The sequence below is a fragment of the Streptomyces sp. NPDC001108 genome, from assembly GCF_053598535.1.
Map to the genome: position 1 here is coordinate 119533 of NZ_JBSFKL010000002.1, position 12596 is coordinate 132128.

Annotated in this window: 13 protein-coding genes; 3 read left to right on the top strand and 10 right to left on the bottom strand. The window is 68.9% G+C overall.

Going from position 1 to position 12596, the window contains the following annotated elements:
• Nucleotides 1-102 precede the first annotated feature (102 nt).
• The 3 genes from ACWC97_RS05365 to ACWC97_RS05375 all read left to right on the top strand — a co-directional run bounded on the left by ACWC97_RS05365 (nt 103) and on the right by ACWC97_RS05375 (nt 3995).
• Nucleotides 103-1302: a sensor histidine kinase gene (locus ACWC97_RS05365; RefSeq protein WP_450647585.1), complete on the top strand. Its 1200-nt coding sequence runs from the start codon at nt 103-105 to the stop codon at nt 1300-1302.
• Nucleotides 1299-1949 (top strand): response regulator transcription factor, encoded by a 651-nt coding sequence (locus ACWC97_RS05370; RefSeq protein ID WP_352277200.1) that lies wholly within the window; start codon nt 1299-1301, stop codon nt 1947-1949. The genes ACWC97_RS05365 and ACWC97_RS05370 overlap by 4 nt, the downstream gene beginning before the upstream one ends.
• A gap of 168 nt (nt 1950-2117) precedes the next feature.
• Nucleotides 2118-3995: a glycoside hydrolase family 18 chitinase gene (locus ACWC97_RS05375; protein WP_352277198.1), complete on the top strand. Its 1878-nt coding sequence runs from the start codon at nt 2118-2120 to the stop codon at nt 3993-3995.
• Nucleotides 3996-4133: 138 nt separating this feature from the next.
• Here ACWC97_RS05375 and ACWC97_RS05380 read toward each other — a convergent pair whose 3' ends face one another.
• From ACWC97_RS05380 to ACWC97_RS05425, 10 genes are all read right to left on the bottom strand, one after another.
• Nucleotides 4134-4580, bottom strand: a complete 447-nt coding sequence (locus tag ACWC97_RS05380) for a DUF2550 domain-containing protein (RefSeq protein WP_352277196.1) — start codon at nt 4578-4580, stop codon at nt 4134-4136.
• Nucleotides 4581-4726: 146 nt separating this feature from the next.
• Nucleotides 4727-5101: a F0F1 ATP synthase subunit epsilon gene (locus ACWC97_RS05385; protein ID WP_352277195.1), complete on the bottom strand. Its 375-nt coding sequence runs from the start codon at nt 5099-5101 to the stop codon at nt 4727-4729.
• A 109-nt stretch (nt 5102-5210) separates the two neighbouring features.
• Entirely contained in the window at nt 5211-6653 is a 1443-nt protein-coding gene (atpD, locus tag ACWC97_RS05390; RefSeq protein WP_352277194.1) for a F0F1 ATP synthase subunit beta, read from the bottom strand.
• The gene (locus ACWC97_RS05395; RefSeq protein ID WP_352277193.1) at nt 6653-7567 is read right to left on the bottom strand and encodes a F0F1 ATP synthase subunit gamma; all 915 of its coding nucleotides are present in this window, start codon (nt 7565-7567) and stop codon (nt 6653-6655) included. Before ACWC97_RS05395 ends, atpD begins: the two co-directional genes overlap by 1 nt.
• Before the next feature lie 3 nt (nt 7568-7570).
• Nucleotides 7571-9142 carry a F0F1 ATP synthase subunit alpha gene (atpA, locus tag ACWC97_RS05400; RefSeq protein WP_352277191.1) on the bottom strand — a complete coding sequence of 524 codons (1572 nt, stop codon included), beginning with the start codon at nt 9140-9142 and terminating at the stop codon, nt 7571-7573.
• Between the two features lie 138 nt (nt 9143-9280).
• Complete coding sequence (locus tag ACWC97_RS05405) at nt 9281-10096, bottom strand: F0F1 ATP synthase subunit delta (protein ID WP_450647589.1); 816 nt, start codon at nt 10094-10096, stop codon at nt 9281-9283.
• On the bottom strand, nt 10093-10635 hold the full coding sequence (locus ACWC97_RS05410; RefSeq protein ID WP_352277187.1) for a F0F1 ATP synthase subunit B: 543 nt from the start codon (nt 10633-10635) through the stop codon (nt 10093-10095). Before ACWC97_RS05410 ends, ACWC97_RS05405 begins: the two co-directional genes overlap by 4 nt.
• 42 nt (nt 10636-10677) lie before the next feature.
• On the bottom strand, nt 10678-10917 hold the full coding sequence (locus tag ACWC97_RS05415) for an ATP synthase subunit c family protein (RefSeq protein ID WP_005311859.1): 240 nt from the start codon (nt 10915-10917) through the stop codon (nt 10678-10680).
• 74 nt (nt 10918-10991) lie between these two features.
• Nucleotides 10992-11813, bottom strand: coding sequence for a F0F1 ATP synthase subunit A (atpB, locus tag ACWC97_RS05420; protein WP_352277185.1), 822 nt, complete (start codon nt 11811-11813; stop codon nt 10992-10994).
• Nucleotides 11814-12038: 225 nt separating this feature from the next.
• Nucleotides 12039-12476, bottom strand: a complete 438-nt coding sequence (locus ACWC97_RS05425; RefSeq protein WP_352277183.1) for a hypothetical protein — start codon at nt 12474-12476, stop codon at nt 12039-12041.
• Nucleotides 12477-12596 lie beyond the last annotated feature (120 nt).

Genomic DNA, 12596 nt, shown 5'->3' on the forward strand with positions numbered 1-12596 from the left:
GGCGTACTCGTCGTCGGCGATGACGAATCCGCACTGCATCCTTCGATGTACCGGCGCCTCCCCCCGCGACAGGAGGCCGGCGCCCCGGTCACCGTGTTGGATATGAGGGTGTCCACGCTTCCCCGACCGCACCGCCACGACGTGCTCCTGGCCGTGCTGGGCCTGTCCGGCGGCCTGCTCCTGTGGCTGCTGGGCCTGCACCTCCAGAACAACCGGTTCCTCGCGGGCCCGTGGGCCTGCCTGGTGCCGCTCGTCGTGGTCTCCGGGCTCGAACTCCTCCGCCGGAGCGCCCCGCAGACGGGGCTGGTCGTCGGCACGATCGCCCTGGTCGCGGACCAGTTCACGGTCGGGAACCTGGCGACGGTCCTGATGTTCACGGACCTGGTCTACGCGGCCGTGCTGTACGGGAAGCCGTCCGCCGCCCGGCGCATCCCGGTGACCACGTTCCTGATCACGGTCGGGGTCACGATCGGCTTCCTGGCCTGGTTCCGCAATCCGCAGGCCCTGCTCATCGGCGTCGTCACCGCCATGGTCTCGTTCCTCCCGGCGCTCACGGCGGTGAGCGTCCGCAACCACCGGGACGCCGCCGCGACGGCCCGGCTGCAGGCCGAGCAGACCGCGCGGCTCGCCGAGATGGACCGGGCCCAGGCGGTGACCGCCGAGCGCGCCCGGATGGCCCGCGAGCTCCACGACGTGGTGGCCAACCACCTCTCCGCGATCGCCATCCACTCCACCGCCGCGCTCTCCATCGACGACCCGGGGACCTCGCGCGAGGCGCTCGGGGTGATCCGGGAGAACAGCGTCGACGGCCTCGCCGAGATGCGCCGGCTCATCGGGCTGCTGCGCACAGGGGACGCGGCGCGGCCCGCCGCCTCCCCCACGCTCGCCTCGCTGGACGCGCTGGTCGAACAGGCCCGCGCCAACGCGGCCTCCAGCGGCCTGGGATGCTCCTTCGAGGACGTCCGGGAGGAACGGGGGCCGCTGCCCGCGCCGGTCGAACTTGCCGCGTACCGGATCGTCCAGGAGTCCCTGACGAACGCGCTCAAGCACGCCGCTCCCGGGCCCGTCACGGTACGGCTCGGACAGTCGGGGCGGCTGCTCACGGTGGAGGTCAGCAGCGCGCTCGGGGAGCGCGGCGGACCGCGCGTGCCGGGTTCCGGGGCCGGTCTGGTGGGCATGCGCGAGCGGGTGGCGCTGCTGGGCGGCACGATCGACGCGGGCCCGTCGGCCGGCTCCGGCGGCGGGAGGATCTGGCGGGTACGGGCCGAACTGCCCGTGGAGGAAGGGGTGTCCGGACGATGACGATCCGGGTGGTGGTCGCCGAGGACCAGTCGGCCGTACGGGCGGGGCTGGTGCTCATCCTGCGCAGCGCGGGCGGCATCGAGGTGGTGGGCGAGGCCGGGGACGGCGAGGAGGCGGTGCGGCTCGCCCGCGAGCTCCGGCCGGACCTGGTGCTGATGGACGTTCAGATGCCCCGGCTGGACGGGGTGTCCGCGACCGCGCGGGTGGTGGCGGAGCGGCTCGCGGACGTCCTGGTGCTCACCACGTTCGACCTGGACGAGTACGTCTTCGGGGCGCTGCGGGCGGGGGCCTCGGGCTTCCTGCTGAAGAACACCGACGCGCGCGACCTGATCGAGGCCGTCCGCACGGTGGCGCGCGGCGAGGGCCTGATCGCCCCGGCCGTGACGCGCAGGCTGATCGCCGAGTTCGCCGGGACCCGCCCCGCGCCCCCGGCGGACGGTCCCGGCGCGGCGGCGCTGGACGCGCTCACCCGGCGGGAGCGGGAGGTGCTGGGCTGCCTCGGCGAGGGGCTGTCGAACGCGGAGATCGCGGTCCGGCTCTCCATGGCGGAGGCCACCGTGAAGACCCATGTGAGCAGGCTGCTGGGGAAGCTCGGGCTGCGCAGCCGGGTACAGGCGGCGGTCCTCGCCCAGGAGTTGGGCATCTGAGGCCATCAACTGATCTTTGGTCCAGACCTCTTGACGATTGGTCCAGACCTTCCTAATCTCACCGGACACACTGCGGTGAGCACGCCATGACAAGGTGCGCTCTGGGCGGCGCAGGGTTTGCAGTTCACGGACCACCCCCGTTTGTCCGGACTCACCCGAGGAGCACCGTTGAGCACTGAAAACCCCCTACGCCGGACCCGATTCAGACTCGGGACCGGAAGAGCCACGAAAACCCGAGCGGTCGCGGGCCTCACCGCGCTCCTGCTCCCGCTGGCCGCCATGGTCGGCCTGGCCGCCCCCGCCGAGGCCGCGTCCTCGGCGACCGCCTCGTACGTCAAGAAGTCCGACTGGGGCAACGGCTTCGAGGGCCAGTGGACGGTGAAGAACACCGGCACCACCGCGCTCTCCTCCTGGACCATCGAGTGGGACTTCCCCTCCGGCACCGCGGTCGGCTCCGCCTGGGACGCCACCGTCACCAGCTCCGGAACCCACTGGACCGCCAAGAACCTCGGCTGGAACGGATCGGTCGCCCCCGGCGCCTCCGTCAGCTTCGGCTTCAACGGCACCGGCACCGGCGCCCCCACCGGCTGCAAGCTGAACGGCGCCTCCTGCGACGGCGGCAGCGTCCCCGGCGACAACGCCCCCTCGGCCCCCGGCACCCCCACGGCCAGCGGTATCACCGACACCTCGGTCAAGCTGAGCTGGACCGCCGCGACCGACGACAACGGCATCAAGAACTACGACGTCCTGCGGGACGGCGCGGTCGTCTCGACGGTCACCGGCACGACGTACACGGACTCCGGTCTGAAGGCCGGGACCGACTACTCGTACACCGTGCAGGCCCGCGACACCGCCGGCCAGACCGGACCGGTCAGCGGCGCGGTCAAGGTGCGCACCACCGGCGGCGGGGGCAACCCCGACCCGGGCACCGGCGGCAAGGTGAACCTCGGCTACTTCACCAACTGGGGCGTCTACGGACGCAACTACCACGTCAAGAACCTGGACACCTCCGGTTCCGCCGCGAAGATCACGCACATCAACTACGCCTTCGGCAACGTCCAGGGCGGCAAGTGCACGATCGGTGACTCGTACGCCGACTACGACAAGGCGTACACCGCCGACCAGTCGGTCGACGGCGTGGCCGACACCTGGGACCAGCCGCTGCGCGGCAACTTCAACCAGCTCCGCAAGCTGAAGGCGAAGTACCCGCACATCAAGATCCTGTGGTCCTTCGGCGGCTGGACCTGGTCCGGCGGCTTCGGTGACGCCGCGAAGAACCCGGCCGCGTTCGCCGACTCCTGCTACAGCCTGGTCGAGGACCCGCGCTGGGCCGATGTCTTCGACGGCATCGACATCGACTGGGAGTACCCCAACGCCTGCGGCCTCACCTGCGACACCAGCGGCCCCGCCGCGCTGAAGGGCCTCACCTCTGCCCTGCGGACCAAGTTCGGCAAGGACTACCTGGTCACCGCCGCCATCACGGCCGACGGCTCCCAGGGCGGCAAGATCGACCTCACCGACTACGCCGGCGCCGCCCAGTCCCTGAACTGGTACAACGTGATGACGTACGACTTCTTCGGTGCCTGGGACGCGAAGGGCCCGACCGCCCCGCACTCCCCGCTCACCTCGTACAACGGCATCCCGCAGGCCGGCTTCAACTCCGCCGACGCCATCGCCAAGCTGAAGACCCAGGGCGTCCCCGCCTCCAAGCTGCTCCTCGGCATCGGCTTCTACGGCCGCGGCTGGACCGGCGTCACCCAGGACGCGCCCGGCGGCACCGCCACCGGCGCCGCCCCGGGCACCTACGAGGCCGGCATCGAGGACTACAAGGTCCTCAAGACCAGCTGCCCGACCACCGGCACCGTCGCCGGCACCGCCTACGCCCACTGCGGCACCAACTGGTGGAGCTACGACACCCCCGCCACCATCACCTCCAAGATGACCTGGGCGAAGAGCCAGGGCCTCGGTGGCGCGTTCTTCTGGGAGTTCAGCGGTGACACCGCCAACGGCGAACTCGTCAGCGCCATCAACAGCGGCCTGAAGTAGCCCCTACGCGGTCCCGGCCGCCCCCCACCGGCACACCGCATCGCACCACCCCGCAAAGCAGCCGGGGAGACAGGTCCGCCCCCTGTCTCCCCGGCTTCTCCATCTGTACGGCGGCCCGGTGACGGCCGCCCGCGGCGCTCAGGCCACGTTCACCCGCTGGCCGGGCGGCGCCGCCTCCAGCCAGGCCAGGAAACCGGTCAGCGCGTCCTCGCTCATGGCCAGCTCCAGGCGGGTCTCCTCATGGAGACAGCCGAGCACCACCGCGTCGGACAGGAGCGCCAGCTCCTCCTCGCCCTCGGGCAGCCGCCGGGCGACCACCTCGATCGAGGCGCGCTCCAGGACCCGGCGCGGGCGGGGCGCGTAAGAGAAGACCCGGAACCAGTCGATCCGGTCCCCGCTGTACCGGGCGACGCCGTACACCCAGCCCTTGCCGGAGAGATCGGGCTCCTCCGGAACGTTCCACCGCACACTGCAGTCGAAGGTGCCGCCGGAGCGCTGGATCAGCCGCCGGCGCAGGCCGAAGACGAACAGCCCCACCAGAACCAGGGCGACGACCAGACCGCCCACCCACAGCGCGAGGATCATCTGCACCGACCTCCTCGCGTCGTCGAGTTACGAATACCGCCGGACCTGCAACAAACCGCACCTGCATCGCCTCAGCCGCGGCCCGGTCTGGAGGGGTTCTCCAGCACGGGCCGCGGCTGAGGGTAAAGCTACGTCGTCGCGGTGCGCTAGCGCGCCGCCACCGCGCGCAGTCGCACTTCGGCGCGTCGCTCGGAAGCGGCGTCCGTGTCCGACTTCGCACGCTCCAGCGCACGCTCGGCGCGCTGGACATCGATCTCGTCCGCAAGCTCGGCGATCTCCGCGAGCAGCGAGAGCTTGTCGTCCGCGAACGAGATGAATCCGCCGTGCACGGCGGCGACGACCGTGCCGCCGTCGCTCGTACGGATGGTCACCGGGCCCGACTCCAGCACACCCAGAAGCGGCTGGTGACCGGGCATGACGCCGATGTCGCCGGACGTGGTGCGCGCGACGACCAGGGTGGCCTCGCCGGACCAGACACTGCGGTCCGCGGCGACCAGCTCGACGTGCAGCTCAGCAGCCAAGGGTGGCTCCTCGGGTCACCACCCGGCCGTTCCGCCGGGTGTTGGGTCAATTCTAAGGGGCGTGGTGAGGGGGACGGGACGTGCCCCGCCCCCCTCGGTGAGCCAGGGCTCAGGAGACGCCGAGCTCCTTGGCGTTGGCCTTCAGGTCCTCGATGCCACCGCACATGAAGAACGCCTGCTCGGGGAAGTGGTCGTACTCACCGTCGCAGATCGCGTTGAACGCGGCGATCGACTCGTCCAGCGGCACGTCCGAACCGTCCACGCCGGTGAACTGCTTGGCGACGTGGGTGTTCTGCGACAGGAAGCGCTCGACACGGCGGGCACGCTGGACGACCAGCTTGTCCTCCTCGCCGAGCTCGTCCATACCGAGGATGGCGATGATGTCCTGGAGGTCCTTGTACTTCTGGAGGATCCCCTTGACGCGCATGGCGGCGTCGTAGTGGTCCTGCGCGATGTAGCGCGGGTCCAGGATGCGGGACGTGGAGTCCAGCGGGTCCACGGCCGGGTAGATGCCCTTCTCGGAGATCGGACGGGAGAGAACCGTCGTCGCGTCGAGGTGGGCGAAGGTGGTGGCCGGGGCCGGGTCGGTCAGGTCGTCCGCGGGGACGTAGATCGCCTGCATCGAGGTGATCGAGTGACCGCGGGTCGACGTGATGCGCTCCTGCAGCAGACCCATCTCGTCGGCCAGGTTCGGCTGGTAACCCACCGCGGACGGCATACGGCCGAGCAGGGTGGACACCTCGGAGCCGGCCTGGGTGTACCGGAAGATGTTGTCGATGAAGAAGAGCACGTCCTGCTTCTGAACATCGCGGAAGTACTCCGCCATGGTCAGACCGGCGAGCGCGACCCGAAGACGCGTCCCCGGCGGCTCGTCCATCTGGCCGAAGACCAGCGCGGTCTTGTCGATGACGCCCGAGTCGGCCATTTCCTCGATGAGGTCGTTGCCCTCACGGGTGCGCTCGCCGACACCGGCGAACACCGACACACCGTCGTGGTTGTTGGCCACGCGGTAGATCATTTCCTGGATCAGAACGGTCTTGCCGACACCGGCACCACCGAACAGACCGATCTTTCCACCCTTGACGTACGGGGTGAGAAGGTCGATGACCTTGACGCCGGTCTCGAACATCTCGGTCTTGGACTCGAGCTGGTCGAAGTTGGGCGCCTTGCGGTGGATCGCCCAGCGCTCGGTGACCTCGGCGTTGGCCTCCGGCTTGTTGAGGATCTCGCCGAGGGTGTTGAACACCTTGCCCTTGGTGATGTCACCGACGGGGACGGTGATGCCCTCGCCCGTGTCGGTCACCGGGGCCTGGCGGACCAGGCCGTCGGTCGGCTGCATCGAGATCGCGCGGACCATGCCGTCGCCGAGGTGCTGGGCGACTTCCAGGGTCAGCGTCTTGAGCTTGCCGTCCTCGGCCGGGTCGGCCACCTGGACGGTCAGCGCGTTGTAGATGTCCGGCATCGCGTCGACGGGGAACTCCACGTCGACGACCGGGCCGATGACCCGGGCGACGCGGCCCGTGGCAACGGCCGTCTCAACTGTCGTCGTCATTACTTGTCACTCCCCGCGGTCGCGTCGGCCAGCGCACTGGCACCACCGACGATCTCGCTGATTTCCTGGGTGATTTCGGCCTGGCGGGCCGCGTTGGCAAGCCGGGAGAGCGTCTTGATGAGCTCACCGGCGTTGTCGGTGGCGGACTTCATCGCGCGGCGGCGGGCGGCGTGCTCGGAAGCAGCGGCCTGCAGCAGCGCGTTGTAGATCCGGCTCTCGACGTACCGCGGCAGCAGGGCGTCGAGGACGTCCTCCGCCGACGGCTCGAACTCGAACAGCGGCAGGATCTCTCCCTTGCCGTCCTCGTCCTTCGCCGCACCGAGACTGAGCGGCAGCATCCGGTCGTCGACCGGGCTCTGCGTCATCATCGACACGAACTCCGTGAAGACGATGTGCAGCTCGTCGACACCGCCCTCGGCGGTCTCCTGGGTGACCGCCTCGATCAGCGGCGCAGCGGCGCGCTTGGCGTCCGCGTACGTCGGGCTGTCGGTGAAGCCGGTCCACGAGTCCGCGATCTTGCGCTCGCGGAAGCCGTAGTAGGCGACGCCCTTGCGGCCGATCACGTAGGTGACGACCTCCTTGCCCTCGCCCTGGAGGCGCTCGGTCAGTCGCTCCGCGGCCTTGATGGCGTTGGAGGAGTAACCGCCGGCCAGACCGCGGTCGCTCGTGATGAGCAGGATCGCGGCCCGGGTCGGGGCGTCGGCCTCGGTCGTCAGCGGGTGCTTGGTGGTGGAGCCGGTCGCCACCGCGGTCACCGCACGGGTGAGCTCGGTCGCGTACGGCGTGGATGCCGCCACCTGGCGCTGCGCCTTGACGATGCGCGAGGCGGCGATCATCTCCATCGCCTTGGTGATCTTCTTCGTGGCGGAGACGGAGCGAATGCGGCGCTTGTAAACGCGAAGCTGAGCGCCCATCGATCAGCCCTCGCCCAGCAGCTTGCCGTCCGAGGTCTCGAACTGCTGCTTGAAGGTGGCGACGGCGTCGGCGATCGCCTGCAGCGTGTCGTCGGACATCTTGGCGCCCTCGCGGATGCTGGTCAGGAGGTCCTTGCGCTCGCGGCGCAGGAACTCGAGCAGCTCCGTCTCGAAGCGGCGGATGTCCTGGACCGGGACGTCGTCCATCTTGCCGTTGGTGCCGGCCCAGATGGAGACGACCTGCTCCTCGACCGGGAACGGCGCGTACTGCGGCTGCTTCAGCAGCTCGACCATGCGCTTACCGCGCTCCAGCGACGCCTTCGAGGCCGCGTCCAGGTCGGAACCGAAGGCGGCGAACGCCTCCAGCTCGCGGTACTGGGCGAGGTCGACACGGAGACGGCCGGAGACCTGGCGCATCGCCTTGTGCTGGGCGGAACCACCGACGCGGGAGACCGAGATACCGACGTTCAGGGCCGGGCGCTGGCCGGCGTTGAACAGGTCGGACTCCAGGAAGCACTGGCCGTCGGTGATGGAGATGACGTTGGTCGGGATGAACGCCGACACGTCGTTGGCCTTCGTCTCGACGATCGGGAGACCCGTCATCGAACCGGCGCCCATGTCGTCGGAGAGCTTGGCGCAGCGCTCCAGCAGACGCGAGTGCAGGTAGAAGACGTCGCCCGGGTAGGCCTCACGGCCCGGCGGACGGCGCAGCAGAAGCGACACGGCGCGGTAGGCGTCGGCCTGCTTCGAGAGGTCGTCGAAGATGATCAGGACGTGCTTGCCCTGGTACATCCAGTGCTGGCCGATGGCCGAACCGGTGTACGGCGCCAGGTACTTGAAGCCGGCCGGGTCGGACGCCGGGGCGGCGACGATGGTCGTGTACTCCAGCGCGCCGGCCTCTTCGAGGGCACCGCGCACGGAGGCGATGGTGGAGCCCTTCTGACCGATGGCGACGTAGATGCAGCGGACCTGCTTGTTCACGTCGCCGGAGCGCCAGTTGTCGCGCTGGTTGATGATTGTGTCGACGGCCAGAGCGGTCTTACCCGTCTGACGGTCACCAATGATCAGCTGACGCTGGCCGCGGCCGATCGGCACCATGGCGTCGACGGCCTTGTAGCCGGTCTGCATCGGCTCGTGCACCGACTTGCGGACCATGACGCCAGGGGCCTGCAGCTCAAGGGCGCGACGGCTGTCGGTCGCGATCTCGCCGAGACCGTCGATCGGGTTGCCGAGCGGGTCGACGACGCGGCCGAGGTAGCCCTCGCCGACGCCGACGGAGAGCACCTCACCGGTGCGCTGCACCGGCTGGCCCTCCTCGATACCGCTGAACTCGCCGAGGACGATCGCACCGATCTCGCGCTCCTCGAGGTTGAGGGCGAGACCGAGGGTGCCGTCCTCGAACTTCAGCAGCTCGTTCGCCATGGCCGAGGGAAGACCCTCGACCTTCGCGATGCCGTCGCCGGCAACGCTGACCGTACCGACCTCCTCGCGCGAGGCCGCGTCCGGCTTGTACGACTGGACAAAGTTCTCCAGCGCGTCCCGGATCTCCTCCGGCCGGATCGTGAGCTCCGCCATCTGGGTTCCCTGCTCTCCTTGTTGGGCCCGAAGTTTCTTAAGGGGGTCTGGGGGCCGACCCCCAGGAATCTTCTGCAGTTTCTGCACGGCCCAACCGGGCCGCTGGTCTTGCTCTGTTCTGTTGCTGCGCGGCGTCGGTCAGCCGGCCATGCGACGGGACGCCTCGTCGAGGCGGTCCGCGATGGTGCCGTTGATGACCTCGTCGCCGACCCGCACCGAGATCCCGCCGAGGACCGTGGGGTCCACGTCGAGGTTCAGGTGCATCGGGCGACCGTAGATCTTCGCCAGCGCCGCGCCGAGGCGCTGCTTCTGCTGATCGCTCAGCGGCACTGCCGAGGTCACGACCGCGACCATGCGCTCCCGACGCTCCGCGGCGAGCTTGGAAAGGGACTCCAGTCCCTCTTCCAGGCTACGTCCGCGCGGCTGGGTGACGAGCCGCGTGACGACGCGCACGGTGGCGGCCCTGGCCTTGCCGTCGAGCAGGCTGTGCAGCAGCTGGCTCTTGGCGGGGGCGGAGGCCGACCGGTCGGTCAGCGCGGCGCGCAGTGCCTTGTCGGAGGTGACGATCCGGCCGAACCGGAACAGTTCGTCCTCGACGTCGTCGAGGTCCCCGCTGCGCTGGGCGGCGGTGAGGTCGGCGGTGTTCGCCAGCTCCTCGACCGCGTCGACCAGGTCGCGCGACTGCGACCAGCGGGAGCGGACCATGCCGGAGACCAGGTCGACGGTCTCGCCGCCCACCTGACCACGCAGCAGCCGTCCGGCCAGCTCCGCCCGGGCCTCGCCGGGCTGCGACGGGTCGGTCAGGACCCGTCGCAGGGAGACCTCGCGGTGGAGCAGCGCCGTCACGGCGGCCAGCTCCTCGGCGAGCTTCGCCGCGTCGACCGACGTGTTGTCGGTCAGCGCGTCGAGGGACTCACGTGCGGCAGCCAGTGCCTCGCGGCTCGCTCCGTTCATCGGACAGCCTCGGCCTTCGCCTCGAGCTCGTCGAGGAAACGGTCGACGGTGCCGCTCTGCCGGGCGTAGTCCTCCAGGGACTCGCCGACGAGCTTGCCGGCCAGGTCGGTGGCGAGCTTGCCCACGTCCTGACGCAGCGCGGAGGCCGCGGCCTTGCGGTCGGCCTCGATCTGGGCGTGACCGGCAGCGATGATCTCCTCGCGCTGCCGCTGGCCCTCGGCCCGCATCTCCTGCAGGATCACGGCACCCTGCTCCTGCGCCTCCTGGCGCAGGCGCGCGGCCTCGTGACGGGCCTCGGCGAGCTGAGCCTTGTACTGCTCAAGCACGCTCTGGGCCTCGGTCTGGGCCGCATCGGCCTTTTCGATACCGCCTTCGATGGCCTCGCGGCGCTCTTCCAGAACCTTGTTGATGTTCGGGAGGAGCTTCTTGGCGAGGAAGCCGAAGACGATGAGGAAGGCGATGAGGCCGATGACGAGCTCGGGGATCGGCGGGATGAGCGGGTTTTCCGTCTCGGCCGCGATCGTAAGCAACTGGCTCACGTCATTGCCTTTCGTCTAGTGGGCTGGTCTGTGATCCGTGGATCAGGAGCCGTAGACGAACGGCATGACCAGACCGATGAGGGCGAGCGCCTCACAGAAGGCGAAGCCGAGGATCTGGTTGGCGCGGATGAGACCGGCGGCCTCGGGCTGACGGGCCAGCGCCTGGGTGCCGTTACCGAAGATGATGCCGACGCCGACGCCGGGGCCGATGGCGGCGAGGCCGTAACCGATGGAGCCGAGAGCCTTCAGGTCGCCGGTGACAGCGGCAAGGGTCTGGGACATGCCAGTTCTTCCTTCTCTTTCAAGAACCGGTGGGGGTTGGCCACCGGACGTTTAAGGGACCGAGCGCGAGGGGCTCAGTGGTGCTCGGCGAGCGCGCCCTGGATGTAGGTGCAGGTCAGGAGTACGAACACGTACGCCTGAAGCGCCTGGACGAAGAGCTCGAAGGCGGTCATCACGATCGTCATCACGAAGGAGACGCCCGCGTAGGCGATGCCGACACCGTTGAGCAGGTACCAGCTGGCGATCGTGAAGAGCAGCAGCAGAGTGTGACCGGCGAACATGTTCGCGAAGAGTCGCACCGCGTGGGTGAAGGGCCGGACCAGCAGGTTCGAGAAGAGCTCGATGGCCCCGGCGAGGTAGGCGACCGGGCCCAGAGACTTGTCGAAGCCGGTGAAGTTCTTGAAGGCACCGACGAAGCCGTGACGCTTGAACGTCAGGCTGACCCACACGATGTAGACGATCAGCGCCAGCCCCACGGGGTAGGCGATGATCGACGTCACCGGGAACTGGGCGACCGGAATGATCGCCCAGAGGTTCATCATCCAGACGAAGAAGAACAGCGAAACCACGAGTGGGACGTACTTCTCGCCCTCGCGCTTGCCGATCGTCTCGTAGACGATGCCGCGGCGGATGAAGTCGTATCCCGTCTCCGCGACCATCTGCAGCTTGCCGGGAACGACCTTGGGCTTGCGGAAGGCCGCCCAGAAGAAGCCGACGATGACGATCGAGCCGAGCAGGGCCAGCAGCATCGGCTTGTTGAAGTACAGGTTGCTGTCCGCGTCGCCCCACAGGGGCTCGAACAGGAACGAGTGCAAGCCGGGTGCCGGGAAACCACAACCATCGAAGATGTGGCAATCGGTCTCGAAGGCGAGCACCTGTGTCGGGTCAGCACTCACCGCGGGCTCCTTCAGCGTGGCGCATAGGTACGGCAACCTCGTTGTGTCGGCGCGGCGCGCAGCCGCGGTTCGGCACTGGACTGGTGTTACGGATGTGTGAGCGGCAGTCAGGCATTGAGCCTCGCGATCGAGCAGGCGTCAGCTCACATGCCCGCGCCCGCAATGCCGCAGTTGGAACCGGACGATAGCAGGGTCTTGAACCCGCTCTTATCCCGCCCCTACCCTTCACGACTTCGTGCCCGTGTTCTTGGGCTTTTCCGCCTTGCCGGACTCGGGCTCGACGTAAAGGATCTTGGCCTTCATGTGTGCACGCGTCTGCGCGCCGATCCACACGAGGGTCATCGCCACCAGCGTGATCGCGAATGCCTTCGGGTTGAACAGCGTCGTGTTCTTGAATGCGGCGACGAAGATGAACAGCAGGAGAAGCTGAGCCGTGTAAAGCATCAGCCCCATCGCCTGGAAGAGGTGAGGCAGGGACCTCGCGGTCCGTTGCAGGACGATCAGCCCGATCCCCATGAAGAGGATCACCACGACCGTCGCCACGAGCGCGCCCAGGGCTCCCTTGCCGCCCGCGATCCCGGCACTGACCGCGACGGCGACAGCGCCGGCGGCAGCGGTGGGTACGGCGACTTGGAGGAGAGTCCGGGCGTCGTTGGACGGCATGGCGGCAGCTCCGCTTGCAGGGGGTGGGCAGTGTGTCGTCATGGACGAGCGTAGGCCCGGGACCGGTCGTTGGATTCAGGCCGAGGAACCGTTGCTACTCAAGTCCTTCGGCCCCGTCAC